This is a genomic window from Nocardia sp. NPDC057272, from assembly GCF_042668615.1.
Lineage (GTDB): Bacteria > Actinomycetota > Actinomycetes > Mycobacteriales > Mycobacteriaceae > Nocardia.
The window spans coordinates 44,209-69,500 of sequence record NZ_JBHUYK010000025.1; the positions used below are offsets into that span (position 1 = coordinate 44,209).

Consider the following 25,292-nt stretch of genomic DNA (forward strand, 5'->3'; position numbering starts at 1 on the left):
TGCACGACTATGCAAGCTCATTCATGAGCGGGTGTGACCGACTTCGCCTCCGACGCCCCGATCAGGCGCGCGACCAGTGGAAACACCAGAACGGTCGTCGCGCCCGCCGCGACCAGGATCGAGGCGACATCAGCGGTCAGCAAGCCCGTCTGGGTGGCCACCTGGGTCACCGCGACGATGATCGGCAGGCCCGTGGCGGCAAAGAGCGCCAATTCGACGCGCTCCCGCGCGGTCGGCAGGGTGTCCGCGCGCGGCACGAACCGCTCGCTCAGCCAGACGGGCAACCCGCGGGCGATCGCGATGGTGACCACGAACCACAACCACAGTGCTGGACTCCGGCCGACCGCCGCCACGTCGATGCCCATGCCCGACACCACGAAGAACACCGGGATCAGCAACCCGTAGCCGATGGCCTCGAGCGAGGAGTCCACATCCGGATGCCCCGCCGCGATGAGCCGCCGCAGAATCATGCCCGCGGCGAACGCGCCGAGGACCACGTCCAGATCGAAGACCTCGGCGACCACCATCAGCACCAACAGCAGCAGCACCACCCCGCGCACGGGCAGCTGCGAGGTGCCACCGCCCAGCTTGGCCAGCCCGGCGCCCAGACCCGGCATGCGATCGAGCATCCGCACCGGCACGAATCCGACGACCACGGCCGCCACCACGAACATCACGACGACCACCACCGCGCTGCCCGCATCACGACTGGTGAGCAGCACCGACATCGCCACGATGGGCCCCAGCTCGCCCACCGCGCCGTGCGTCATCACCGCCCGGCCCAGCCGTGTGTCGAGGATTCCCGCCTGCTTCAGGATCGGCAGCAGGGTGCCGAGCGCGGTGGAGGTCAACGCGATCGCGACCGCGACGCGGGTGCCGCTCGAGGTGTCCGTCGCGACCATCACGATCACGAACGCGAACAGCAGACACACGATCCACACCACCCACGCCGTCCGCCCCGAGCGGCCGCGCAGCAACTGCGGATCGAGCTCGTAGCCCGCCAGCAGGAACAGCATCCCCAGGCCCAACTCGCTGACCAGGTCGACCCCGCCCTCGCTGCTCGCCCACCCGAGCACATGCGGTCCGACTACCGCCCCGGCCACCAGCAGGATCACCACATCCGGCAGATACCCGCGCACCAGCCGCGACAGCAGCGGTGCGATCACCGCGATGAGCGCGATCCAGAACAGCGAGACGATCGGCGAGGGATCGCCGACACCTTCGGACGCGAGCAGATCCATGCAGGTCATCGTGGCACAGCGGCATGCCCGATCCCCGAAACCGCGCGCGGGCGATCGGTCACGCCACCGGGCGCGGCGTGATCGGCAGGCGCTCGTCGACGGCGCCCGGCTCCGGCAAGAGGTGGGCGAGGAGGAGTTTGATCAGCAGAACGGGTCCGAACCAGACCAGGAACGTCGGGACCGCGAGCACGGCGGTGGTGAGCGTGGCACCGAAGACGGTGGCGGCGAAGGCGACCGGGGTGCGGAGGTGGCGTGGCGTCGCGGTGACCGCTATGGCGGCCACGACGACGAATCCGTAGATCGCGGCCGCCGTCCACCAGCCGAACCCGGGCACGACGAGGGCGAGCAGGAACGGCTGTGCGTGGATCGCCACGAACGCGAGGTGGTGGCGAGCATCGCGGCCGGGCCGGTGGAACCAGCGCTTCGCCGAGTCGGTCGCGTTCACCACCGCGCCGCCGAACAGGTCGAACCCGACCAGCGCGACCACGATGATCACCACCGCGGATCCACCCGCGTGCCGAGCCAGCAGACCGGCCACCGCCGCGCCGGCGACCGCCGCCGAATAGCACAGGGCGGCTTCACTTCTCGTCGCGTTCGGGGCGATCAGCCGGTCGGTGATCGTCATCGCCGGACCCCGTCCACACAGATCTGCACCAGGGGTTCGGCCAGATCGGCGAGCCGGACCTGATCGTCGGCCAGCCACTGCACCAGGCAGCCTTCGATCGCACCGACGATCACGGCCGCGTGCCCCGGCCCGATCCCCGCCCGCAACTGTCCGTCGGCGCCTGCCTCACGCAGCAGCTCGGCGATCGCCGCGCGGTATTCCGCGTACACGGTGGCCATGTCTATCGGGGTGCGGGCGGCCCACACGTCCAGCAGCACGCGTGCGTGGTCGGGATGAGCGGCCAGCATCGTGACTGTCGCCCGGATCAGCGCGGCCAGCCGATCCAGTGCCGAACCGGCGCCAGAAATGGCGAGCTGTTCCCGCGCGCGAGCGCGGTACTGGTCGAACGCCGCGGTCAGCAACTCCTCTCGGCTGCTGACCGCGAGGTAGACACTGCCTTTCGCGACACCGGCCTCGGCCGCGACATCCTCGATCCGGGATGCGGCGAAGCCCTTGCGCGCGAACACCCGGACGGCCGCATCCAGGATTTCGGTGCGCCGGGCATGCACGTCCACTCGCTTCGGCATGCTCCGATTATGACTGACTGGACAGTCATAATCAACGAAGGGTGAGTGACTCAGTGCTTGCGAACGACGGTTTCGCCCGCGCCCGGTTTCCAGACGGTGATGTCGAGGTGGTCGTCGTTGGTTTCGACGGTGGAGGCTCCGGTGAGGTCGGCGACGTAGAAGTGGTCGAATTTCTCGCCGCGGATGTCGAAACCGCTGTCGTCGAACAGCTTTTGGGCGAAGCGGGCGTGGACGGTTTCGTCCTTCAGGTCGGTGACGGTGCCGAAGAGTTTCGCGTCGCCGTCGGAGACCATGGTGTCGACGGTGGCGGTGTGCAGGCAGAAGCGTGGGTCGCGCGCGAGGTCGTCGAATTTTCGGGTATTGGGCATGCCGGCCAGAACCAGCATGTCCTCGAAGACCATCGGCTCGATCGGGCTGATGCGTGGCGATCCGTCGGCGCGCAGGGTGCCGAGCATGCAGAGTTTGCCGGTGGCCTGGTGTCTGCGCTGGAACAAGGCCGCGATGCTCGGTGCTTCTTCGGTGAACTGGCTCCACGTGGTCATATCTCGTACGGTACGACTCAACCTTGACACCTTGTGTCAGGTTTCGCGGCTAGTCTCGGAATATGCGAGCGAGCAGGTTGGTGCAGTTGCTGCTGCTGTTACAAGCGGGCGGCGGCGCGACCGCGAGCGAGTTGGCCCGCGAGCTCGAGGTGTCGGTGCGCACGGTGTATCGGGACGTGGAAGCGCTCTCGGCCGCAGGCGTTCCGGTGTACAGCGAGCCGGGGCGCGGTGGCGGTGTCCGGCTGATCGACGGCTACCGCACCCGGCTCACCGGCCTCACCTCCGACGAAGCCGACGCGGTCCTTCTCGCCGGCCTCCCCGGCGCTGCCGCCGACCTCGGCCTCGGGACCGTGCTGGCCACCGCCCAGCTGAAGATGCTCGCCGCGCTGCCACCGGAACTCCGCGGCCGGGCGACCCGCATCGCCGAACGCGTCCACATCGACATGCCCGGCTGGTTCCAGCGCCCCGACGACACCCCCACCCTCGCCACGGTGGCCGATGCCCTCTGGCACGACCGCCGCCTCGCGATCACCTACCGGCGCCGCGATCGCACGGTGGAACGGACCCTCGACCCACTCGGCCTGGTCATGAAGGCAGGCACCTGGTACCTGATCGCCCGCGAACACACCGACATCCGCTCGTACCGGGCGAGCCGCATCGCCACCGCGGTCCACACCGGCGAATCATTCATCCGCCCAACGCCTTTCGACCTGGCCGAGCACTGGCAGTCCGCCGCCGAGGAGTTCGCCCGATCCATGCTGCGCGTCAGCGCACACTGCCGGATCTCCATCGACCACCTGAGCCTGCTGCGCCTCATGAACGATCCCGCCGCCGTCCGCGAAGCCCTCGCCTCGACGGGTACCCCCGACGCGGACGGCTGGGCCGACATCACCATCCCCGCCGAGTCCTACGAAGTCCTGGCCCACGCCCTACTCCCCCTCGGTGAACACATCGAAGTCCTCACCCCACCCGAGCTCCGCGCGACCATGACCGCCACCGCCGCAGCCATGCTCGCCCGCTACCAGCGCTCGACGGCGATCTAGGCGCCCGAGCACCGCGAAACCTACGCCGACTGCGAGGTGCCCGGCCGGCTGAACTCGACGCAGTCAGGGCATTCGTCGACGATCGGGTGAGTACAGCGCAGCACGTGACCGAGGAAGTCGATGGTTCGGGTGAGGTCGTCGACGTGGGCTCGCAGTTCGGCTTGCTTGTCCGCGAAGAGCGCTACGCGCCGGGCCCTCGACCTCGTGTCGAAAAGATCTTTGATCTCCGCCAGGGACAGCCCCGCTCGTTGACAGAGCTGGACGAGGCGGGCCTGAACGATCAGGGCGCCGTTGTAGATCCGTTGCCCGCCGGGCGCGCGGGGCGGAACCAGGACACCGGCGTCCTCCCAGTGACGCAGGACATGAGCGGCGACGCCCAATTCGGCGGCGGCGTCACCGATGCGGCGCAGCTCGTCGGCACGCGGCATATTCACCCCTTTACTTCAGGTCGACCTGAAGTTTTAGCGTACTTCGCATGGGACACAACGACAATCGGACTCCATTGATCGACTCGGTCGCGGCACCGGACTTGTGGCGCTGTTGCCGATCCGTGGGATCGGCGGTGACGGGCGCGCTGCGGCCACGACAACCCGACCGCCGGTTCCTGGCCTCGTTGCCCGATCACGGCCTACCACGCGGCACAACGACGGTCGAGCTGACAGTTCTGGCGCAGAACGCCAAGAGTGTGCCGACGGCAGCGATCGTCGAAGGCCTGTTCGCCCCGCAACGGATCGATTCCGCGATGACGGCTTTCGTGGTCCGGCATCCGAGGGCGACCTTTCTCGTCGACCCGGGCATCTGCGTCGACGTCCAAGACCGAGCGGTGGTGGAACTCCCCCGGATATTGCGGCTCGCGGTGACGCCTCCGAAGGACGTACTCGACATACGCGAGTCACTGCGTCGCAGTGGAATCGAGGCGAACGCCCTCGACTTCGCGCTGCCGACACATCTGCACTGGGACCATATCGCCGGCCTTCTCGATCTCCCCGGGCTGGCACTGCGCCTGCACCGACCAGAGCACGAGTGGGCGATGAAGGGTCCGGTGGCGCCGGTCGGCGGCGTGCGGCGCGCCGTTCGCGAACGACCTCTCGATGTCTACGATCTGGACGGTCCACCCGTTCTCACCTTCGCCCGCAGCCGCGATCTCTTCGGGGACGGCGCGGTGGTCCTCGTCGACCTGTCCGGCCACACCCCGGGCAGCGTCGGTGTGCTCTTACGCACCGAGCACGGTCCGGTCCTGCTCGCGGGGGACGCGATCTGGCACAACCTCCAGACCGAGGAGCTACGACAGAAGTCCGGCTATCCCGGCATGCTGGCCGACAACGACCGCACCGAGACCTGGCGTACTGTCCACCGGCTGCACGCGATCCGCAGCGCGGTTCGCATCATTCCCAGTCACGACCATCGGGCGGCGTGCGCATGGCACGAGAACCCGCGCGCACTTCGGTCGAGGGAGATCTGACCTCAAGACTTCCAGTCGAGAATCTCTGCCAGGGAACGCAACTGGGTCGAGGTGGGGGTCAGGCGTAGTGCCGTGTTGCGCAGGGTGACCAGGGGGCGCGCGGACAACTGGGCGATGGTGCCGATCCGGGCGGAGCGGGCGACGATCATCTGGGTTCGGGCGCGGCGCTCCCGGTCGTAGCGGGCGAGGCCGTTCGGCTCGCTCGCCGAGCGGGCCACGACCACCGCGTCCTCCAGGGCCTGGCAGCCGCCCTGGCCGAGGTTCGGCGTCATCGCGTGGGCGGCGTCGCCGAGCAGGGCGATGCGGCCGGCGGTGAAGGTCGGCAGCGCCGGTAGGTCATAGATGTCGTTGTGCAGCACCGTGTTCTGGTCCGCGGCGGCGAGGAGGGCCGAGATCGGGTGGTGCCAGTTGTCGAAGCGGTCGCGCACTTCGGCGAGGCTGCCGGGGGCGTTCTCGGGGGCGTCGTAGACGGCGAAGCAGTAGACGCGACCGTCCGCGAGCGGGGCCATGCCGAAACGTGCGCCGCGACCCCAGGTTTCACCGAACTCGGTGAGCGGCTCGTCGATGTCGACCACCGCGCGCCAGGCGGTGTAGCCGGCGTAGCGTGGCGCGACTTCCCCGCAGACCGCACGCCGGACGACGCTGCGAATCCCGTCGGCACCTACGACCAGATCGGCGGAGGAGGTGCCCGAGGAGTGCACCACCACTCCGTCGGTCGTCGCCTCACGCACCGAGATCCCGGTGCGCACAACCCCTTCGGGAAGCGCCCCGCGCAGAATGTCCAGCAGCCGGGCGCGGTGGATCACCACCGGAGCACCGAACCGCTCGCGCAGGGTCGCCACATCGGTGCGTGAGAGCCATCGCCCACGGTCGTCCCTGATCCCGGCCGACACCTCCGCCAGGCCCTGCGCACGGACCGTGTCACCGACACCGAGGGCATCCAGCGCCCGTAAGGCATTGGACCACAGGGAAATCCCGGATCCCACGTCGGCGACCTCCGGCGCCCGTTCCAGCACCTGAACCGACCACCCCTTCCGAACGAGCGCGAGCGCCGCGGCCGTTCCGCCGATTCCGCCGCCGACGACGATTGCTGTGGACATCGCACACTCCCTCGTTTCGAGTACGACACGAACCGCGTCCGCACACAGCCGCGCTCGGCTGTTCGGCGAGTCGCAGACGATGCCCATTCTCGCCGAGTCGGTGCATCGTGGGCACCAGCGGCTGCGCGCCCGGCATGTCCCGACTTCGTCCGGGCCGGTCGCGGCCGTCCGCCGATCCGTGCTCGGCCAACACGAAGCCGGGCTGCCCCGTGGGGACAGCCCGGCTTCGCGGTAGGTGTCAGACGATCGAGAACAACAGGGCCGCGACCGCGAAACTGACCACCGACAGGATGGTTTCGAGAACCGTCCAGGTCTGCAGGGTCTGCTTCACCGTCATGTTGAAGTACTTCGCGATGATCCAGAAGCCGCCGTCGTTGACGTGGCTGAGGATGATCGAGCCCGCCGCGATCGCCATGGCGATCAGCGCGATCGACATCTGCGAGTAGCCCTGCTCGGCCACCAGCGGCGCGACGATGCCGCCGGTGGTGACGATGGCGACCGTTGCCGAACCCTGGGCGATGCGCAGTCCGCAGCTGATCAGGTAGGCGAGCACGATGATCGGCAGTCCCGCCGCGGACATCGTGTCGGCCAGGGCCGTCCCGATGCCGGTGGCCGAGATGACCTTGCCGAAGAAGGCGCCCGCGCCGACCACCAGCAGCACCATGCCGACCGGCTTGAGCGATTCGGCGGTGATGGTGCTCAGTTCCTGCACCGTCGAACCGCGCCGGATCCCGAGGAGATAGAACGCGACGAGCACGGTGATGAGCAGCGCGACCGCCGGGGTACCGAAGAAGGTGAGCACCTGCAGCAGCGTCGAATCCTTGTCCAGCAGCTGGTAACCGAATGTGGCGCCCAGGATCAAGACCAGCGGGATCGCGATGATGCCGCCGATCAGCGCGACCGAGGGCGGCGATTTCGTGAGCACCGCGGTCCCGCCCGAACCGTCGGCCTGCTCCGGCTCCGGCTCGGGCTCCAACGGCACGAACTCCTCGGGCACCGAAACCTGCACGCGCTTACCGATATAGGAGCCCCACACGATGCCCGCGGCGATGAAACCCGGGATGCCACAGACGAAGCCCATGAGAATAAGCCAGCCCAGGCTCACCCCGAGCAGCCCACCGAGTGCGACGGGGCCGGGGTGCGGCGGCAGGAAGGCGTGCGTCATCGACAGACCGGCGAGCATCGGCATGGCGTAGAGGACCAGCGAGCGCCCGCCGCGCTTGGCCGCGACATAGACCAGTGGCGCGAGCACGAAGATACCGATGTCGAAGAACACCGGGATACCGAAGATGAGCCCGAGCAGGCCCATCGCGACCGGAGCGCCCTTCTCGCCGAACATCTTCAGCAGTTTGTCGGTGAGAACATCGGCGCCACCAGATCTTTCGAGGATCGCGCCGAGCACGGTTCCCAGACCGATGATCACCGCGATGTGGCCGAGGATGCCACCGAAGCCTGTTTCCAGCAGTGACTCACCGGCTTTCAGCGGTGTGCCGACGATCTGGGAGATCGGCAGCCCGGCGGCCAGCGCCAGCAGGAGTCCGGTCAGCAGCAGCGCGACGAACGGCTCCAGTTTGACCTTGATGATGGCGATGAGCAGGACAGCGATCGCGAGACCGCACAGCACCAGCAACCCGGGGGTGGTGGTGCGCAACCAGTCGATGGTGGCGCCCATGGAAAACCTCTCAATCCAGCGAATGAACGAAATGCGCGGCTTTGGAGCCGATGTGGGACCAGCGCGCGGCCTCGACGTCGGCCGGGGCGACCACTTCGGTGCCCGCGGTGACGGCGATCGCGCCCGCTCGGAGGAAATCGCGGGCGTTGTGGGAATTGACGCCGCCGGAGGGGATCAGGAACATGTGCGGGAACGGCCCGAGCAGATCCTTGAAGTACTGCGGGCCGAGCGCGCGAGCCGGGAAGATCTTCACCGCCGCCGCCCCCAGCTCCGCCGCGGCGAGGACCTCCGACGGCGTGAACGCGCCCATGATCACCGGAATCGTGTGTGCCGCTGCCACTTCGGCGACCTCGGGGCGCAGCGCGGGTGTCACCAGGAAGCGGGCGCCGACCTCGATGGCCGCTTCGGCCTGCGCACGGGTGGTGACGGTGCCGACCCCGATCACGGCGTCGGTGACCGCGCTCGCCTTGCTGATCGCGTCGAGCACACCGAGCGTGGTGAACGTCAGTTCGACCGCCCGCAGACCGGCGCCGGCGAGCGCTTCGGCCAGCGCGGCCGGGTCGGGGATGTCGGGGGCGCGGACCACCGTGAGGGCACGATCCGCGCGGATCACGTCCATGGCCTCCGACGACGAGCTCAGCATCGGGTTCATCGGGTTTCCTCCTTCGTGGTGTCCAGGCGCAGGGAGCGACCGGCGCGCACACCGGTCGCGGTGCCGTTCTCCAGCGCGAATTCACCGTTGACCAGTACGTGCTGGATGCCACGGGCCTGCTGCTGGGGATGCTCGAACGTCGCCGTGTCGTGGATCGTCGCCGGATCGAAGACGACCAGGTCGGCGGCGTAACCGCGCCGGATCAGGCCACGTTCGGCCAGGCGGAGCCGCGCGGCCGGGCGGCCGGTGAGGTGATGCACGCAGTCCTCGAGACCGAGCACGCCCAGTTCCCGGACGTAGCGCGAGAGGTAGCGCGGGAAGGTGCCCCAGGCGCGCGGGTGCGGCCGGGCGCCGACGAGCAGTCCGTCGCTGCCGCCCATGTGGCCGGGGTCGACCATGATGGCGCGCACGTTCTCCTCGTGACCGACGTGCTGCAGGATCGTCGTGGCGAGCTGGTCGCGGCGCAGCAGGTCGAAGAACACCTCCGCCGGGGCGATGCCGCGCTCGGTCGCGAGCTCGGCGACGGTGCGGCCCACTACATCCGAGAGCGCGTCGTCGCCGACGCCGCTGATCTGGATGGTCTCCCATTCGACGGTGACGCCGTGGCAGCCGTCGGAGCCGTTGACATCGACATCGTCGGTGATCCTGGCGCGCTCGGCCGGATCGTCGAGCCGGGCGAGCGCGGCGTCGGGACCGCCCGACATCGCCCAGCTGGGCAGCAGCGCGGACAGGGTGGTCGAGCCGGGCAGATAGGGATAGGTGTCGAGGGTGATGTCGCAGCCGTCGGCGCGGGCCGCGGCGAGCATCGCGAGGAATTCCGGTGCGCGGCCGCGGTTCACGCCGAAGTTCATGGTGGCGTGGGTCAGGTGCAGCGCGCAGCCGGTCGCTTTCGCCAGGCCGATCATCTCCGCGTAGGCCTCGAGCGCGCCCGCGCCGTAGGAGCGGGTGTGAGGTGCGTAGAAGCCGCCGTAGGAGGCAACCACCGCGCACAGCGCCGCGAGTTCGCTTGTGTCGGCGTACATTCCGGGCGTGTAGGTGAGCCCACTGGACATGCCGACCGCACCCTGTTCGAACCCCTCGGCCAGCAGTGCGCACATCCGGTCGATCTCGGCGGCGGTGGCCGCCCGCTGCTCGCTGCCGACGACGAGCATGCGCAGCGTGCCCTGCGGAACGAGGTAGGCGGCGTTGGGCGTGATGCCCTGATCGAGGCGGTCCAGGTATTGCGCGACGGTGCGCCAGCTGAAGTCGAAGTCGCCCGGGTTACCGTTCCAGCCCGCGATCTGCTTGCGCACCACCGCGAGTGCGGCATCGTCGATCGGCGCGTAGGACAGCCCGTCCTGGCCGATCACCTCGGTGGTGACGCCCTGGGTGATCTTCGGGAAGTGATCGGGATGGGTGAGCAGGTAGAGGTCGGAATGCGCGTGCATGTCGATGAATCCGGGTGCGATGACCGAACCCGGCTGTACCGGAACGACTCTCGCGTCGGAGCCGATAGTGCCCGGTGGCGCGATCTCGGCGATGCGGCCGTCGCGGACCAGCACGTCGCCCCTGGTGCGTGGGCCGCCGGTGCCGTCGACGATATCGATGTCACGAAAGAGCAAGTGCGTCATGGTCATCCGTCAGAAGTAGGTGCGGATCAGGTCGACCACGCGCGGGTCGGGCGCGTCGACGCTGTCGATCACCGGGATCAGGCGCCACTTGTCGAACGCGGTGCACGGGTGTGAGAGACCGAGGCGCACGACGGAGCCGACCGGGAGATCGGCCGCATCGGCGCCGGGCAACCGCAGGAAGGTGTGCTGATCGTTGAGCGCGGTGACCACCGCGTTCGGCGCAAGAGTGCCGCCGACCACCAGTTGGGGCACCGGCAGACCCTCGTCGAAGGGGAAATCGCGTTTGCCGCCGTCGAGCAGGGCCAGCTCCGGTTCCGGCCGCGAGACCACCCTGGCCCAGCCGTGCATGGCGGACCGCAGCCCCGGCTCCTTCACGGGCGCGGCGAGCGGGGAGATTCCCGCGTAGAAGCCGTCGTCGTGAACGACGTAAGCGCCGCTGCGCAGAACCACCGTGGTCGGCACGCCGCGCGCACCCTCGGGGTCGGCCAGTCCGGCGAGTTCCTCGACCACGAGCTCGGGGTAGGCGCTGCCGCCCGCGGTGACCACCGCCGGGCCCGAATAGGCGCCTGCCGCACCGAGTTCAGTGTGCAGCGCGGCGAGTTCGCGCAGATAGCCGCGCACCGCTGCGACACCCTCGGCGCTGCGATCGTGAGCCAGCGCGCCCTCGTAGCCCGCGACTCCGGCCAGGCTCAGCCGCTCGCTCGCGCCGATGGCGGCGGCGACCGCGTGCGCTTGGGCCCGGGTGCGGGCACCGGTCCGGCCGTGCGGTCCCCCCAGCTCGACCAGCACCCGCACCCGCGAACCCGCGGCGGTCTCGCGCAGGATCTTGTCCATCAGTTCGACGGTGGCGACGCCGTCGGCCCAGCAGTACAACTCGAAGTCGGCCTCGCGTGCCGATTCCGCTGCGGCCCACGCCAACCCGACCGGGTCGAGCAGGGTGTTGGCGAGCATGATCCGGCCGACACCGAACGAGCGCGCGAGCTGCGCCTGCCACGCGGTGGCCAAGGTGATCCCCCACGATCCGGCCACGAGCTGCTCGCGCCACAGCTGCGGCGCCATCGTCGTCTTGCCGTGCGGGGCGAGCGCGACGCCCGCCGTGGCGGTCCACTCGGCCATGAGGTCGCGGTTCGCGTCGAGCCTGCCGCGGTCGAGGGTGAGCAACGGCGTCTGCCACTGGTCGAGTCGCGGTGCGCCGGCGAGATATTCGCGCACGGTGCTCCCCCACGCCGCAGGCGGCGCGCTCTTGGCATGGGGTCCGAGCAACTCGTCGGCGAGGGCGTCCACGACGTCGTTGTCGATGATCACAGCATCCCTTTCTGTCGACCGAGCCCGGGATGGCGGCTCGATCAGTCATATCGAACAAACATTGCACAGTATGCAACGGTGGTTGCGCTGAATGTTTCTGCTCGTTATTGTGCATCTCGAAGGCAGTGACCGCAAGCACGAAAGGGCGAACAAGGTGACCCAGGCAACATCCACTCCGCCCAGGGCGGTCACTGTCGGCGAGGGGCTGGCCGTCCTGATCGCGGGCGCGGGACCCCTGGAACTGTCCGCGCGGTTCGATCGCGGCGCGGGCGGCGCGGAGGCCAATGTTGCCGTGGTACTCGCCCAGCTCGACGTGTCGGCGGCCTGGCTGTCGCGGGTCGGCGACGACGGATTCGGGCGATATCTGCTCGCCGAGCTCAGCGCGCAGGGCGTGGATGTCGCGGCGGTCGCGGTCGACCCGATGCGGCCCACCGGCCTCTACGTCAAGGAACGTGGTGCGGGCTCCGGCCTGGCCAACGATCTGGACGCCGATGCCAGCCGCATGCACTACTACCGCACGGGTTCGGCTGCCAGCGCACTGTCGCCCGCCGATCTCACGGACCGGGCGGCCTTGCTCGAGGGCGCCGATCTCGTGCACTTCACCGGCATCACCCCGGCGCTGTCGGAATCGGCGACCGAACTCACCCGCGCGCTGCTCGCCGAGCCCCGTCGCGCGCTGGTCAGCTTCGACCTGAATTACCGTCCGGCAGTGTGGGGTTCGCGCGTCGACGAGGCCACCGACGAACTCGCCGCGCATATTCGCGGCGCCGATGTGGCGTTTCTCGGCGCCGACGAGGCCGAGGAGATCTTCGGCACCGGCGAACCGGCCGCCCTGCGCGCGTTGTTTCCCGAACCCGCCCAGCTCATCGTCAAGAACGACAAGCACACCGTCACGGGATTCGACGGCGATTCCTCGATCGAGGTGCCCGCGTTGACACTGGAGATCACCGAGCGCATCGGTGCCGGCGACGCCTTCGCCGGCGGCTATCTCGCCGCCCTGCTGCACGACGCCGACCTGCGCACCCGCCTTCGATACGGCCATCTGTGCGCGGCGGCAGCGCTGACCGCGACCGGCGATTCGGCGAAACTGCCGCCACCCCAGGATATTCGGCGCCTCGCGCTGCTACCCGATGATATCTGGGCCACGCTGCGCTATCCGGCGGCGCTGGATGAAACGATCAGCGCATGAGTCAAAGCGTGTCGCGGGCCCTGTCCATTCTCATCGCCCTCGGCGAGAACTCGCAGTCCCTCGACGAGCTGGCTGCCCGGCTCGGCGTCCACAAGTCGACGGTGTTGCGGATACTGCAGACCATGCAGGCCGATCGGTTCGTCGTGCGCGACAACGCGCACCGCTACTCGCTCGGCACCCGCATGTTCGAATTGGCCAGTCGCGCACTGGAGAACCGTGACGTGCGCACCGTCGCCCGCCGGCATCTGAGTGCGCTGGGCGCGGCCACCGGGCAGACCGTGCACCTGGCCGCCTACGAATCGGGCGATGCCGTCTACATCGACAAGGTCGACGCCGAGCAGGCGGTGCGGATGTACTCGCGGATCGGCAGGCCCGCGCCCCTGCACTGCACCGCGGTCGGCAAGGTGCTCGTCGCCGCGCTGCCACGCAGCGAATGGGCGGCAGTGGCAGCCCGATTGGACTACCACCCCTTCACCACCCGCACCCTGCGCACCCCCGAGCAGTACCTGGCCGAGTTGAAACTCGTTGCCGCGCAGGGCTTCGCCGAGGACCACGAGGAACATGAGAGCTTCGTCAACTGCATCGGCGTCGGCGTGCGCGACGGGATCGGCGCCGTCGTCGCCGCCGTGTCGGTCTCCGTTCCCGACGTGCTGCTCGACCATGACCAGGTGCTGGCACTGTTGCCGCAGCTCAGGGCGACAGCCGACGCCATCTCCACCGAACTCGGCTGGGACCCCAGCCGAGACGTCACCGCGAGGAAAGGCTGAACTCCATGTCCGACAAGACCGCCGTGCGCACCTCCGACGCCCCGGCGCCCGCCCACACCTTCTCCCAGGGCGTGCGCAAGGGCCCGTTCGTCCAGGTGTCCGGTCAGGGACCCGTGGACCCCGAGACCAACGAGTACCTGCATCAGGGCGATGTCGCCGCCCAGACCACGCGCACCCTGATGAACGTCAAGGCGATCATCGACGCGTCCGGCGCCACCTTCGACGATGTGATGATGCTGCGGGTCTACCTCACCAAGCGCGAGGACTTCGCGATCATGAACGAGGCCTACGGCGAATTCGTCACGAAGCACACCGGCAACGGCGTGCTGCCCGCGCGCACCACCGTTTTCACCGGCCTGCCGCGCGCGGAGATGCTGGTCGAGATCGACGCGATCGCCGTCGTAACCGGCTGAGCCACCGCGAATCCCGCCATGTCGTGGACGCCGTCGGCGCATCGTGTTGAGATGGGGTCGCCCCCGCACGGGGGTGTTCACCCCGTTCTACCCGAGGATCAGCCTATGTTCGCCAAGATCGCCCGCCCGCTCGCCGTCGCCCTTGCCCTGTCCGTGACCGCGATCGGCGCCGGAACCGCATCGGCCGCCCCCGCGCAGCCGGTCGTCGGCTCGGTGTCTATCTGCACCGGCATCCCGGTCGGGCCCTTCACCATCAGCGTCTGCCTGTAGTCGCTCACCCGAGTTGCCGCTACCCCGAGTTGCGCAGCGCGGTGGCCAGGCCGTTCATGGTGAGCAGGATGCCCCGCTTCACCAGTTCGGAATCGTCACCGCCGCGCAGCCGGGCCAGCAGGTCGACCTGGAGCTGGTTCAGCGGCTCCAGGTAGGGGAAGCGGTTGTGGATCGACTCGGCCAGCGACGGGTTGTCGCTGAGGAGTTCGGCGTGGCCGGTGACCGCGAGGTACATGCGGATGGTGCGGGCGTGTTCGTCGGCGATCATGGCGAAGATCTTCGCGCGCAAGGTTTCGTCGGTGACCAGCTCGGCGTAGCGGGCGGCGATGTCGAGGTCGCTCTTGGCCATCACCTGGGCCAGGTTCGACAGCACGGTATTGAAGAACGGCCAGCGCTGGTAGAGGTCGGTGAGACGTGCGAGGCGGGCCGGATCGTCGCCGACCCAGTCTTCGAGCGCGGTGCCGGTGCCGTACCAGCCGGGCAGCATGACCCTGGCCTGACTCCAGGCCATCACCCAGGGGATGGCCCGCAAGTCCGAGACCGAATTGGTGGGTTTGCGGGAGGCGGGGCGGCTGCCGATATTGAGGTCGCCGACTTCGGCGACCGGGGTGGATTCGCGGAAGTACTCGACGAAGCCGGGGGTGTCGTGCACCAGGTTCGCGTAGGCGGCACGAGCGCGGGCGGCGAGGTCGTCGAGGAGTTCATAGGCCGGTTCGGCGTCGTCGCCGAGACCTTCCACGTCCAGTAGCGTCGATTCCAGGGTCCCTGCGATCAGCGACTCCAGATTGCGGTGTGCCGCACCGGATTCGGAGTACTTCGCGGCGATCACCTCACCCTGTTCGGTCAGTCGCAGCGAACCACGCACCGCGCCCGCGGGCTGCGCCAGGATGGCGTCGTAGCTGCGGCCGCCGCCGCGACCGACGGTGCCGCCGCGACCGTGGAACAGCCGCAACCGGATACCCGATTTCCTGGCCACCTCCACCAGGTCCAGTTCCGCGCGGTAGAGCGCCCAGTTCGCGGCGAGATATCCGCCGTCCTTGTTGGAGTCGGAGTAGCCGAGCATCACTTCCTGGCGCATGCCCGCCGCCTCGACCAGCTCGCGATAGACCGGAACCTCCAGCACCGCGGCCAGAGTCGACGCGCCGGCGCTGAGGTCCTCGATGGTTTCGAACAGCGGGACGATGCCCACGGGACAGCTCGGCGCGGTGTCGGCGGTGCCCGGATCGAGAATGCCGGATTCCTTCAACAGCAAGGCCGCTTCGAGCATGTCACTGACCGAGGTGCACATGCTGATGATGTAGTTCGGGACAGCGGCGGCACCGAAGGTATCGATGACCTCCTTGGCGGCGCCCAGAACACCGAGTTCCTTGGTGGCGAGTTCGCTCAGCTGCGCGTTCGGCCCGAGAAGTGGTCGGCGCGTGCGCAATTCGGCGGCGAGCAGCTCCACTCGCCGGGCTTCGGACAGGCTCGGATAGTCGGGGTGCACGCCCGACCACGCCAGCAGTTCGGTGACCACCTGTTCGTGGACCTCGGAGTTCTGGCGCATGTCCAGGCCCTGCAGGTGGAAGCCGAAGGTCTCGATGGCGTGGCGCAGCGCGGCCAGGCGATCGTCGGCGAGCAGTCCGTCGCCGCTGGCGCGCATGGACTCGTCGATCGCGTCGAGGTCGTCGAGGACCGATTGCGGCGACGGATACGGTGCGGCGCCGGCGTCGAGGCCGTGTTCGGGCAGTTCACCGAGCGCGAGCTCGGCAGTGGCACTGAGCCGGGCCCGAATCGCGTGCAGCGCACGGCGATACGGCTCGTCGGCGAACAGGCCGGGGTCGGGGTAACCCGCTGCGGCGAGTTCCGCGACCCGGGGTGTCACCTGCACCAGGCGGGCCGATTGCGACAGGGACTTCTCGAGTTCGACCAGCTCGTCCAGGTAGCGGCCGAAGGCGTAGGCGGCTGCCTGCTCAGCGGCGGTGTGCACGACTTCCGCTGTGACGAAGGGGTTTCCGTCACGGTCGCCGCCGATCCACGAGCCGGGGCGCAGGATCGGGCGCGGCAGGAGATCTTCGGCGGGCCAGCGCGTCCGCAGCGCCGCGCGCACCTGCGCGTTGATCGCGGGGATCACGTCGTAGAGGGTCAGGTCGTAATAGCGCAGACCGACGGAGATCTCGTCCTGGATCCGCAAGCGCGCCAACCGGATCAGCGCCGTGCGCCACAGGGTGAGCACTTCGCGGCGGATCCGCTGTTCGGATTCGTCGAGGCCGGGCTCGCCGGGTTCGAGGCGCCGGCGCAGGCGCATCAGTTCGGTGATCTTGGACTGCACGTCGAAGACGGTGCGCCTGCGGGTTTCGGTCGGATGCGCCGTGATCACCGGGGAGACGAGCGCGTCGGTGAGTAAGTCGGCCACCACGGTGCCGTCCAGACCGGCCGCGTCGAGTTTGTCGTAGGTGGCGGCCAGGGAGGAGTCCTGCGGCGGCTCGCCCGCGGCCACGTGCACGGCGCGGCGTCGATCACGCTGGATGTCCTCGGCCAAGTTGGCCAGCAGCACGAAGTAGCTGAACGCCCGGATCAGCGGGATCGCGACCTCGGTGGGGGTGCCGTCGAGCATGTCGGCGACGGCGCTGCGCTCGACCTCCTCGCGGCGCACCCGGAACGCCTCGATGCGGACGCGCTCGATCAGGTCGAACACCTCCGGACCTTCGTGGTCGCGGATGGTGTCGCCCAGGATGCCACCGAGGAAGCGGATGTCCTCGCGCAGCGGCCGGGTAGCTTCGGGTTCCATCTCGATTCGCGATTCGCCCATGGTCAGACAGTATTGCCGCCGGGCCGCGGGCGCGACCCGACGCCGCACCCGCACCGCATGTCGCGCTCAGCCGTGGTGGCGGGCGGTGAAGCGGATCTGATTGCCCCACGGGTCACGGAACGCGCAGTCGCGGCCGTACTGCTGGTGCACGATCTCCTGGGCGACTTCGGCCCCGGCGTCGCGGATACGGGTGAAGGTGGCGTCGATGTCGTCGGTGGCGAAGATGACGGTGGACTGGGCGCCGCTGTCGATGCGCGCGAGCGCGGCGGCCCGATAGGCGGGGTCGGGGGCCATCTCCGGGACCTCGAGCACGAATTCCAGGTTCTTCTGGTCGACCGGGCCGACCGTCAGCCAGCGCGTGTTGTCGCCGAACGGCATGTCGGTGCGGACCTGCAGGCCGATCAGGTCCCGATAGAAGGTGAGGGCCTGGTCCTGGTCGCCCACGAGCAGCATGACGTGGGCGAGGGAGAGATCTTCGCCGTGGCGCATCCGGTCTCCTTCGGTCGGGCGTCAGCGGTGCGCCGGCGCCTGCGTTCCAGCCTAGCCAGCGAACCTAGAGTTGCCGGATCACCCGCGCCGGATTGCCCGCCGCGAACACCCGGTCCGGTAGATCGCGGGTCACCACGCTGCCCGCGCCGACCACCACGTCGTCGCCGATGGTCACACCCGGGCACACGATCACCCCGCCACCGAACCAGACATTGTTCCCGATCCGGATCGGCGCCGCCGATTCCCAGCGCTGCCTGCGCTTTTCGTGATCCTGCATCGGGTGCAGCGCGGTGAGCAGCTGACAGCGCGGCCCGATCGAACAGTCGTCGCCGATGGTGATCGGCGCGCAGTCGAGCAGGATCGCGTCGTAGTTGAGGAAGCTGTTCGCCCCGATCTCGATCAGGTATCCGTAGTCACACTGGAATCGCGGCATGATCCACGAACCCTCCCCCAGCTTGCCGAGGAGATCACCCAGCAACTCGGTGCGCCGCCCGGTCTCGTCGGGCCCGGTGCGATTGAACTCGTCGCACAACCGTTGTGCCCGTTGCCGTTCGGCCACCAGTTCCGGATCGTTGTCCTTGTACAACTCCCCGGCCAGCATCCGCTGCTTCTGTTCGCCCACCCCGCCGAGTGTAGGGGTGGGCGAACACGGCGGGTTCGACCTACTTGGCCGGGTCGACCTCGAAGGTCTTGGCGATGTCGTCGAGGACCGAGTGGGCGCCGGTGAGGCCGACCGAGGTCAGCCAGACCAGGTCGTCGACCGGAGTGACCTTGCCACGCAACTGGTTCCACAGCGGGTTGGCCTCGGCGGCCGCCTTGCGCTGCGCGGCGGCGTCCTCGCCGTTGCTGGTGAGGAAGACGTAGTCGGCGTCGGCGTCCAGCAGCCGCTCGGGGCTGAGCGTGATCGAGAAGTCGTTCTTGGGGTCGTCGGACTTGTCGGGCTGGTTCAGACCGGCGTCGGCGAAGATGTCGCCGACAAAGCTGACCCGCTGCATCAGCCGGTCTTCCTTGGGCAGGAAGCGCAGTAGCGACACGGTCGGCGCGTTGCCGCCGTTCTTCGCCTTGATCGCCGCCCCGATCTTGGTGGCACGGTCCTGGTACGCCGCCAGCTTGGCCTGCGCCAGGTTCTCCTTGTCGACCGCCTTGGCGAGCAGCAGCAGGTTCTCCTTCCAGGTGGCACCGGTGGTCTGGCTGAACACGACCGGCACGGTGCCCGAACCGAGCTTGATGCCCTTGAACTGCTCGTACTGCTTCTCGTGACGCACCTTCGCCGACACGATCAGATCCGGCCGGGCGCCGGCCAGCTTCTCGATATCGGGGGTCTGCAGGTTGCCGATGTTCACCGCTCGCCCGCCGCAGGTCTGGGCGGCCGCGCCGAGGAACGCGGGCAGCTTCTCGCCCATGGACTGGTAGGTCGTGTACGCGACGACTTCGGTGTTCAGCACCAGGGCGGCGTCGACGAACGTCTGATCCAGCGCCGCGACCCGAACCGGCCGGGTGGTGATGGTCGCCGGGTCGACGACCGTGCCGACATTCGCGCCCGCCTTGTCCTTGACCGCCCCGGCCTCGATCGTGCGCGGGTACGCGCCGCCGTCGAGGTTGCTCGCGGTATCGCAATCGCTGCTCGCGGCGCCGGTGGCCGACCGGTCCTGGCCACACGCGGACAGGCTCAGTACGGCGGCGGCGACTGCCGCGGCGGCGGCGAGCCGACGGCTCAGTGGGGTGTTCATCGAGGTCTCCCGAGTGGTTCAGAGTTCTTTAGGGTTGCTAACCTAGCGAAGCCTTACCTAATTACCAACTATGAAGAGGAATAGTGCCCGCATCGCCGCCCGGAGTCGTGTTCGCCAACACACGGTCTCGCCGGTTGCTACTCATCGCCGGACTCTTGGCCGCGGTGTTCGCGGCCGTCCTGCTCAGTTTGGCCATCGGTTCCAAATTCATTGCTCCCCTTGATGTTCTGCACGCACTCGGCGGCACGACCGACACCGAGACCGGCGCCATCGTCAACGGTCTTCGCCTGCCACGCACGCTGCTGGGGGTCCTCGCCGGCCTCGCGCTCGGCATCGCAGGCGCGGTGATCCAGGGTCACACCAGAAACCCCCTCGCCGACCCCGCACTGCTCGGCATCACCCAGGGCGCGGCGCTCGGCATCGTACTGGCGGTGATGATCGGCGGCATCTCCAGCCTGTTCGGCTATGTGTGGTTCGGCTTCGCCGGCGCCCTGATCGCCACCGTCACCGTGTTCGTCATCGGCGCGACGGGCCGCGGCGGACCGACCCCGGTGACCCTCGCCTTGGCGGGCGCCGCCGTGAGCTACCTGCTGCAGGGCCTGATCTCGGCGGTGGTGCTGTTCGACACCGACGTCACCGACATCTACCGCTTCTGGAAGGCCGGTTCGCTGGTCGGATCCAACCTGGACCTCCTCGGCAAGGCCACCCCGTTCATCCTGGTCGGGATCGTCCTCGCACTGGCCAACACCTCCGCGCTCAACGCGCTCAGCCTCGGCGAGGACACCGCCCGTGCGCTGGGCCATCGCGTTTCCCTGGCGCGCACCATCGGCATCGGCTCGATCGTGCTGCTCACCGGCGCGGTCGTGGCGATCGCGGGACCGCTCGGCTTCGTCGGGCTCGTCGTCCCGCACCTGGCCCGCGGTATCACCGGGCCCGACTACCGCTGGCTGGTCCCGGTCGCCGGGTTGCTCGGCGTGGTCATGGTGCTGGTCGCCGACATCGCGGGGCGGCTGGTGCTGGACAAGGGCGAACTTCCGGCGGGCATCATGCTGGCCTTCGTCGGCGTCCCGTTCTTCATCGTGTTGGTCCGCCGCCGAAAGCTGGTGAGCATATGAGTACCGTCCGGGCGGTCCGGCTGGGACCGGTGTCCTGGCAGCTACGACTGCGCACGACGGCAGTCCTGGTCGTCGGCCTCGCGATCCTCGGCGCCGCGAGTTGCGTCGCGCTGGCGCTGGGCACCTACACGATGCCCGACGGCGGTCCGGTCACGCCGTGGGACGTGCTCGCCGTGCTCAGCGGTGGCGGCGACGACGGCCTGGCCTATGTGGTGTGGGATCTGCGGCTGCCGCGGATTCTCACCGGCGCGCTGGTCGGCGCGGCACTGGCGCTGTCCGGCGCGATCACGCAGGGCATTGCCCGAAACCCGTTGTCCAGTCCCGATATTCTCGGCGTCACGGCGGGCTCGAGCGTGGCCGCGGTCGCGGTGATCGCCCTGTCGGGCAGCCGTGGCCAGATCAGCGGCGCCGCCGCCGAGATCGGGGTGCCGGTCGCGTCCATGCTCGGCGGCCTGCTCGCCGCGCTCGGCGTTTTCCTCCTGGCCTGGCGCGGCGGTATCGAGGGCTATCGGCTGGTGCTCGTCGGTCTCGGCGCCGGTTCGCTGCTCTCCAGCGTGACCTTCTGGCTCCTCAGCGTCGGTGACGTGGATATCGCGACGCGGGCGGTGACCTGGCTGACCGGCAGCCTCAACGGCAGCAGCTGGATCCAGGTGACACCGGTGGCGATCGCCCTGGCTGTCCTGGTGCCGGTCGTACTCGGGGGCACCCATCTGCTCGGCGCGCTGCATTTCGGCGACGACACCGCCCGCTCACTCGGTGTGCGGCTCAACGCCGCCCGGCTGACACTCCTCGTCCTGGCCGTGTTGCTCGCCGGTGTGGCGACCGCCTCGGCGGGCGCCATCATCTTCATCGCGCTCGCGGTGCCGCAGGTCGCGCTGCGTCTCACCGGTTCGGCACAACCACCGCTGCTCACCTCGGTGGTGCTCGGCGCGGCCTTCACAGTCGCCGCCGATCTGGTCGCCCGCACCCTGCTGCCCGCCGGCGAACTGCCCGTCGGGGTGATCACCGCCGTCCTCGGCGCGCCCTATCTGATCTATCTGTTGATGCGGCGCAATCGCGTCGGGAAAGCGGGCGTGTGATGACCGTTCGGCTGCAGGCCAGCGAGCTGACCCTCGGCTACGGGCCGACAACCGTCGTGGACGGGCTGGACCTGGACATCACCGGTGGCACTGTCACCGCGGTGATCGGACCCAACGGATGCGGCAAATCCACCCTGTTGCGCGCGATGGCCCGGCTCCTGCGACCCGCCGGTGGACATGTCCACCTGGACGGCAAACGGATCGACCGCATGTCGACCAAGGAAGTGGCGCGCGTGCTGGGCATCCTGCCCCAATCCCCGCTGGCTCCGGAGGGTCTCACCGTCACCGACCTGGTCGCCCGGGGCAGACACCCGCACCAGCGCTGGTACCGCCAGTGGTCCGACGACGACGAAGCCGCCATCACCGAGGCGCTGACCTGGACCGACATGGTCGAGTTCGCCGATCGCTCGCTCGACGAGCTGTCCGGCGGCCAACGCCAGCGCGCGTGGATCTCGATGGCGCTGGCCCAGAACACCGACCTGCTCCTGCTCGACGAACCCACCACCTTTCTCGATCTCGCCCACCAGATCGAGGTTCTCGACCTGGTCCGGCGCCTGCACGCCGAGGCGGGCCGGACAGTGGTGATGGTGCTGCACGACTTGAACCTCGCCGCGCGGTACGCGCATCGACTGGTCGCGATGCGCGCGGGCCGGGTGGTTGCCGCGGGTACGCCCGCCGAAGTGCTCACCGAGGACGTGGTGGCGCAGGTATTCGGGCTGCGCGCCAAGGTGATCGACGACCCGGTCACCGGCACTCCGCTGGTGGTCCCGATCGGACCCGTCGACGCCGGCGCCTCGACCGAATCCTGAACAGTAGGGTCATGGGGTGACCTCTGGGCGGACTCGACACAACTACACCGGCACCTCGGTCGCCGAACGACAGGTCGAGCGCCGGGCGCTGTTCATCGACGCGGGACTGACCGTGTTCGCGGAGAAGTCGTACGCCAACAGTTCGCTGACCGACGTGTGCGCGGCCGCGGGGCTGTCGCGTCGGCAGTTCTACGAACAGTTCGCCGGGCGCGAGGAACTGCTCGTCGCGGTGTACGACTCCGTGCAGGACAAGGCAGGGGCGGCGGTCGCCGAGGCGCTGGCCGCGGCGGAATCCGACGAGCTGCGCACGCTGATCGACGCGGCCGTTCGCGCGTACACGAAGGCGATCACCGACGACATCCGGTGCGCCAAAGTCGCTTTCGTCGACATCGTCGGAGTGAGCCCCGAGATCGAGGCGTATCGGGCGCAGGTCAGGGACCGGTGGGGCGAGGTGGTCACCGCGATCGCGGCCGGACGCGACGGCGTGCGGATGCCGCCCGGCGGTTGGCGGGTGCCGATGGCGGCGTTCATCGGGGCCGTGAACGGCGCCGTGCACCAGTGGAGCCTGGACGACCCGCGCCCGCCCGTCGACGAACTGGTCGACGTGTTCTCCACCATCCTGAACAGCCTGATCTCGGCGACGTCCCCCGACGCGTGATTGCGATCTGCGCCACACCCATGTCATAGTTGCCGCTATTGAGACGAAGGAGTCTCAATTCATGTGAGGACTGTGCGCGATGAGATCTCCCTTCGTTCAGCGATGGCTTGCCCTGGCCACCGGTGTGCTCGCGGCGGCAACGGTGGTGACCGCCGGGCCGGTCGCGGCCGCGCCGCCGGCGGCGCCCCCGCCGGTGATTCCACTACCGCCCGAATGGGATCCGGGCTTCTACCTACCGCCTGCGGACGTGGTGGCGGCGACCGAGCCGGGGGCGATCATCGCGGTCCGGCAGGTGCGGATCGCCGATTTCGGTCTGCTGCCGATCGATGTCGACGCATGGCAGGTGTCGTATCGCTCCAACAACAGCCGTGACGAGGCGATCCCCGCGGTCGCCACCCTGATCAAGCCGCGCGGGCAGGCGCCGAACCCGCGCAAGCTGCTGTCGGTGCAGCTGGCCGAGGACTCGACCGCGGGCTACTGCGCGCCGTCCTATGCGCTGCAACATCTTTCGGCGGCCGCGGTGGCGGGCCAGATCGTGGTGCCCGCCGAGTTCTTGTTCGCGCAGGCAGCGCTGTCACAGGGCTGGGCCGTGGTCGTTCCGGACCATCAGGGCCCGGATTCGGCCTACGCGGCCGGACCGCTGGCGGGCCGGATCACCCTCGACGGTATTCGCGCGGCGACCAGCTTCGCCCCGCTCGAGGCGGGACCGACCGCGCCGGTGGGTCTCTACGGCTACTCCGGCGGTTCCATCGCGACCGGCCATGCCGCCGAACTACACAGCAGCTACGCGCCCGAACTGAACATCGTGGGCGCGGCCGAAGGCGGGGTCGGTGCCGATCTCGGTGCCGCCTTGAGCATGGCGAACAATCAGCTGACCTCGGGTCTGGTGTTCGCCGCCGTTCTGGGACTCATCCGCGAATACCCCGATTTCGCCGCCTACCTCGATCAGCGGCTCGATCCGCTCGGCAGGGCCCTGTTCGCGATCAAATCGCCGCTGTGCGTGCAGTATCAGTCGGCGCTGCTGCCGTTTCTGAATCTGACGGGCATGATCGGCTCCGACGGTAATCCCCTCGACGATCCGCCGGTCGCGGCGATGCTCGACGACACCCGCATGGGCAAGTCCGTCCCCGACATGCCGCTGTTCGTGTGGCATTCCGCGTGGGACGAGATCCTGCCGCTGGCCGCCACCGACACCTTGGTCGACACCTACTGCCGCGATCCGAACACGTCGCTGACCTACACCCGCGACCATGCCAGCGAACACATCGTCGCGGAAGTGGTCGGCGGTCCGGCCGCGCTGATCTGGCTGCGTGACCGCCTCGACGGCGTCCCGGCCGCTGCCGACTGCACCACCTCCGACGCGGGCACCATGGCCGCGACCCCCGGCGCCCTGGACTTCCTCGGCGACTCGCTCGCCGCGAAGTTCGCGTCCCTGTTCGGCATGCCGCTCGGGAGCCGCTGACTCGACGAATCGGCGAACTCGGCGATACACATTGACGTTCGATGTTGATTTGTATCATACTCGCCGAGTTCGTCGATCATGAGCAGGAGGTGCCCCGTTGACCGACAACGCGCGGGCCGCGCTGGAGATTCTTCGCGATGCGAGCCAGTTCAAGTGGTATGTCATTCCGCTGTTACTGGTGGTCATCTACATCTACGCGGTCGAAGTCGAGCGGCGTAACTGGAATGTGCTGTTCGCCGGGCTCGCGCTGTGGGGCATGGACTGGTTCAACGAGATCTGGAACTCGCTGGTCTTCCACTTCACCGAGCGGGCACCGGTCTGGGCGGCGAGCGGACCGACGGCGTACCAGATCTTGATCGGGCTGAACATCGAGATCTGCTTCATGTTCGCGATCATGGGCATCGCGGCGGCGAAGATGCTGCCGCCGAAGGAAACTCGGATCTTCGGGCTGCCGAACCGGCCGGTGCTGATCGCGGTCAACTCGATCGCGGCGGTGGGTGTCGAGATACTGCTCAACGAGGCCGGCGTGCTGACCTGGGACTGGTCATGGTGGCAGCCGGGCTTCCCGTTCCTGATCTGGATCATCGGGTACGTGCCGTTCTTCGCGGCCTGCTTCTTCGTGCACGATCTACCGAGCGTGCGGAGCAAGGGGTGGTGGTCGGCACGATCTTCGGGATCGACGCGATCGCCCTGATCGGTTTC

The 25,292-nt window shown here is 68.7% G+C and carries 26 protein-coding genes; 12 read left to right on the forward strand and 14 right to left on the reverse strand.

Annotation, left to right across the window (positions count from 1 at the left end; genetic code table 11):
- Positions 1–17: 17 nt before the first annotated feature.
- From ACFULV_RS27220 to ACFULV_RS27235, 4 genes are read right to left on the reverse strand one after another with little or no spacing between them, the layout of a single operon-like run.
- Complete coding sequence (locus ACFULV_RS27220; protein WP_378661439.1) at positions 18–1,241, reverse strand: cation:proton antiporter; 1,224 nt, start codon at positions 1,239–1,241, stop codon at positions 18–20.
- Between the two features lie 58 nt (positions 1,242–1,299).
- Positions 1,300–1,866 (reverse strand): hypothetical protein, encoded by a 567-nt coding sequence (locus ACFULV_RS27225; RefSeq protein WP_378661442.1) that lies wholly within the window; start codon positions 1,864–1,866, stop codon positions 1,300–1,302.
- A complete protein-coding gene (locus tag ACFULV_RS27230; protein ID WP_378661445.1) occupies positions 1,863–2,432 on the reverse strand; it encodes a TetR/AcrR family transcriptional regulator in 570 nt (189 codons plus the stop codon). The genes ACFULV_RS27225 and ACFULV_RS27230 overlap by 4 nt, the downstream gene beginning before the upstream one ends.
- Positions 2,433–2,482: 50 nt before the next feature.
- Positions 2,483–2,974: a pyridoxamine 5'-phosphate oxidase family protein gene (locus tag ACFULV_RS27235; protein WP_378636960.1), complete on the reverse strand. Its 492-nt coding sequence runs from the start codon at positions 2,972–2,974 to the stop codon at positions 2,483–2,485.
- Between the two features lie 62 nt (positions 2,975–3,036).
- Between ACFULV_RS27235 and ACFULV_RS27240 the strand changes: the two genes are divergently transcribed.
- Positions 3,037–4,017, forward strand: coding sequence for a helix-turn-helix transcriptional regulator (locus ACFULV_RS27240; RefSeq protein WP_378661448.1), 981 nt, complete (start codon positions 3,037–3,039; stop codon positions 4,015–4,017).
- Between the two features lie 20 nt (positions 4,018–4,037).
- Here ACFULV_RS27240 and ACFULV_RS27245 read toward each other — a convergent pair whose 3' ends face one another.
- Entirely contained in the window at positions 4,038–4,445 is a 408-nt protein-coding gene (locus ACFULV_RS27245; protein WP_378636966.1) for a MerR family transcriptional regulator, read from the reverse strand.
- A gap of 134 nt (positions 4,446–4,579) precedes the next feature.
- On the opposite strand from ACFULV_RS27245, the gene ACFULV_RS27250 reads away from it, so the two are divergent.
- Positions 4,580–5,479 carry an MBL fold metallo-hydrolase gene (locus tag ACFULV_RS27250; protein ID WP_378661451.1) on the forward strand — a complete coding sequence of 300 codons (900 nt, stop codon included), beginning with the start codon at positions 4,580–4,582 and terminating at the stop codon, positions 5,477–5,479.
- Positions 5,480–5,481: 2 nt separating this feature from the next.
- Here ACFULV_RS27250 and ACFULV_RS27255 read toward each other — a convergent pair whose 3' ends face one another.
- The 5 genes from ACFULV_RS27255 to ACFULV_RS27275 all read right to left on the reverse strand — a co-directional run bounded on the left by ACFULV_RS27255 (position 5,482) and on the right by ACFULV_RS27275 (position 11,818).
- The gene (locus tag ACFULV_RS27255) at positions 5,482–6,579 is read right to left on the reverse strand and encodes an FAD-dependent monooxygenase (RefSeq protein ID WP_378661454.1); all 1,098 of its coding nucleotides are present in this window, start codon (positions 6,577–6,579) and stop codon (positions 5,482–5,484) included.
- A gap of 238 nt (positions 6,580–6,817) precedes the next feature.
- Entirely contained in the window at positions 6,818–8,251 is a 1,434-nt protein-coding gene (locus ACFULV_RS27260; protein WP_378661457.1) for a GntP family permease, read from the reverse strand.
- A 10-nt stretch (positions 8,252–8,261) separates the two neighbouring features.
- The gene (locus ACFULV_RS27265) at positions 8,262–8,903 is read right to left on the reverse strand and encodes a bifunctional 4-hydroxy-2-oxoglutarate aldolase/2-dehydro-3-deoxy-phosphogluconate aldolase (RefSeq protein WP_378636977.1); all 642 of its coding nucleotides are present in this window, start codon (positions 8,901–8,903) and stop codon (positions 8,262–8,264) included.
- On the reverse strand, positions 8,900–10,513 hold the full coding sequence (locus ACFULV_RS27270; RefSeq protein WP_378661459.1) for an amidohydrolase family protein: 1,614 nt from the start codon (positions 10,511–10,513) through the stop codon (positions 8,900–8,902). Before ACFULV_RS27270 ends, ACFULV_RS27265 begins: the two co-directional genes overlap by 4 nt.
- A 9-nt stretch (positions 10,514–10,522) precedes the next feature.
- Entirely contained in the window at positions 10,523–11,818 is a 1,296-nt protein-coding gene (locus tag ACFULV_RS27275) for an amino acid deaminase (protein ID WP_378661462.1), read from the reverse strand.
- A 91-nt stretch (positions 11,819–11,909) separates the two neighbouring features.
- Between ACFULV_RS27275 and ACFULV_RS27280 the strand changes: the two genes are divergently transcribed.
- The 4 genes from ACFULV_RS27280 (at position 11,910) to ACFULV_RS27295 (ending at position 14,457) form a co-directional block, all read left to right on the forward strand.
- Positions 11,910–13,007 carry a sugar kinase gene (locus tag ACFULV_RS27280; RefSeq protein ID WP_378661464.1) on the forward strand — a complete coding sequence of 366 codons (1,098 nt, stop codon included), beginning with the start codon at positions 11,910–11,912 and terminating at the stop codon, positions 13,005–13,007.
- A complete protein-coding gene (locus ACFULV_RS27285; protein WP_378661467.1) occupies positions 13,004–13,774 on the forward strand; it encodes an IclR family transcriptional regulator in 771 nt (256 codons plus the stop codon). Before ACFULV_RS27280 ends, ACFULV_RS27285 begins: the two co-directional genes overlap by 4 nt.
- Before the next feature lie 5 nt (positions 13,775–13,779).
- A complete protein-coding gene (locus ACFULV_RS27290) occupies positions 13,780–14,187 on the forward strand; it encodes a RidA family protein (RefSeq protein ID WP_378636988.1) in 408 nt (135 codons plus the stop codon).
- 105 nt (positions 14,188–14,292) lie between these two features.
- Positions 14,293–14,457 carry a hypothetical protein gene (locus ACFULV_RS27295; RefSeq protein WP_378661469.1) on the forward strand — a complete coding sequence of 55 codons (165 nt, stop codon included), beginning with the start codon at positions 14,293–14,295 and terminating at the stop codon, positions 14,455–14,457.
- Between the two features lie 19 nt (positions 14,458–14,476).
- Here ACFULV_RS27295 and ppc read toward each other — a convergent pair whose 3' ends face one another.
- From ppc to ACFULV_RS27315, 4 genes are all read right to left on the reverse strand, one after another.
- A complete protein-coding gene (ppc, locus tag ACFULV_RS27300; RefSeq protein ID WP_378661471.1) occupies positions 14,477–17,248 on the reverse strand; it encodes a phosphoenolpyruvate carboxylase in 2,772 nt (923 codons plus the stop codon).
- A 66-nt stretch (positions 17,249–17,314) separates the two neighbouring features.
- Positions 17,315–17,737 carry a VOC family protein gene (locus ACFULV_RS27305; RefSeq protein ID WP_378661474.1) on the reverse strand — a complete coding sequence of 141 codons (423 nt, stop codon included), beginning with the start codon at positions 17,735–17,737 and terminating at the stop codon, positions 17,315–17,317.
- A gap of 64 nt (positions 17,738–17,801) precedes the next feature.
- The gene (locus tag ACFULV_RS27310) at positions 17,802–18,338 is read right to left on the reverse strand and encodes a sugar O-acetyltransferase (protein ID WP_378661548.1); all 537 of its coding nucleotides are present in this window, start codon (positions 18,336–18,338) and stop codon (positions 17,802–17,804) included.
- Positions 18,339–18,399: 61 nt separating this feature from the next.
- Positions 18,400–19,467, reverse strand: coding sequence for an ABC transporter substrate-binding protein (locus ACFULV_RS27315; protein ID WP_378661476.1), 1,068 nt, complete (start codon positions 19,465–19,467; stop codon positions 18,400–18,402).
- 107 nt (positions 19,468–19,574) lie between these two features.
- On the opposite strand from ACFULV_RS27315, the gene ACFULV_RS27320 reads away from it, so the two are divergent.
- The 6 genes from ACFULV_RS27320 (at position 19,575) to ACFULV_RS27345 (ending at position 25,284) form a co-directional block, all read left to right on the forward strand.
- Complete coding sequence (locus ACFULV_RS27320) at positions 19,575–20,582, forward strand: FecCD family ABC transporter permease (RefSeq protein ID WP_378661479.1); 1,008 nt, start codon at positions 19,575–19,577, stop codon at positions 20,580–20,582.
- Positions 20,579–21,661 carry a FecCD family ABC transporter permease gene (locus tag ACFULV_RS27325; RefSeq protein WP_378637003.1) on the forward strand — a complete coding sequence of 361 codons (1,083 nt, stop codon included), beginning with the start codon at positions 20,579–20,581 and terminating at the stop codon, positions 21,659–21,661. The genes ACFULV_RS27320 and ACFULV_RS27325 overlap by 4 nt, the downstream gene beginning before the upstream one ends.
- The gene (locus tag ACFULV_RS27330; RefSeq protein WP_378661481.1) at positions 21,661–22,470 is read left to right on the forward strand and encodes an ABC transporter ATP-binding protein; all 810 of its coding nucleotides are present in this window, start codon (positions 21,661–21,663) and stop codon (positions 22,468–22,470) included. The genes ACFULV_RS27325 and ACFULV_RS27330 overlap by 1 nt, the downstream gene beginning before the upstream one ends.
- A gap of 16 nt (positions 22,471–22,486) precedes the next feature.
- Positions 22,487–23,128: a TetR/AcrR family transcriptional regulator gene (locus ACFULV_RS27335; RefSeq protein WP_378661483.1), complete on the forward strand. Its 642-nt coding sequence runs from the start codon at positions 22,487–22,489 to the stop codon at positions 23,126–23,128.
- 79 nt (positions 23,129–23,207) lie between these two features.
- Positions 23,208–24,590 carry a lipase family protein gene (locus ACFULV_RS27340; protein ID WP_378661486.1) on the forward strand — a complete coding sequence of 461 codons (1,383 nt, stop codon included), beginning with the start codon at positions 23,208–23,210 and terminating at the stop codon, positions 24,588–24,590.
- 97 nt (positions 24,591–24,687) lie between these two features.
- Positions 24,688–25,284, forward strand: a complete 597-nt coding sequence (locus tag ACFULV_RS27345; RefSeq protein ID WP_378661489.1) for a hypothetical protein — start codon at positions 24,688–24,690, stop codon at positions 25,282–25,284.
- Positions 25,285–25,292: the final 8 nt, after the last annotated feature.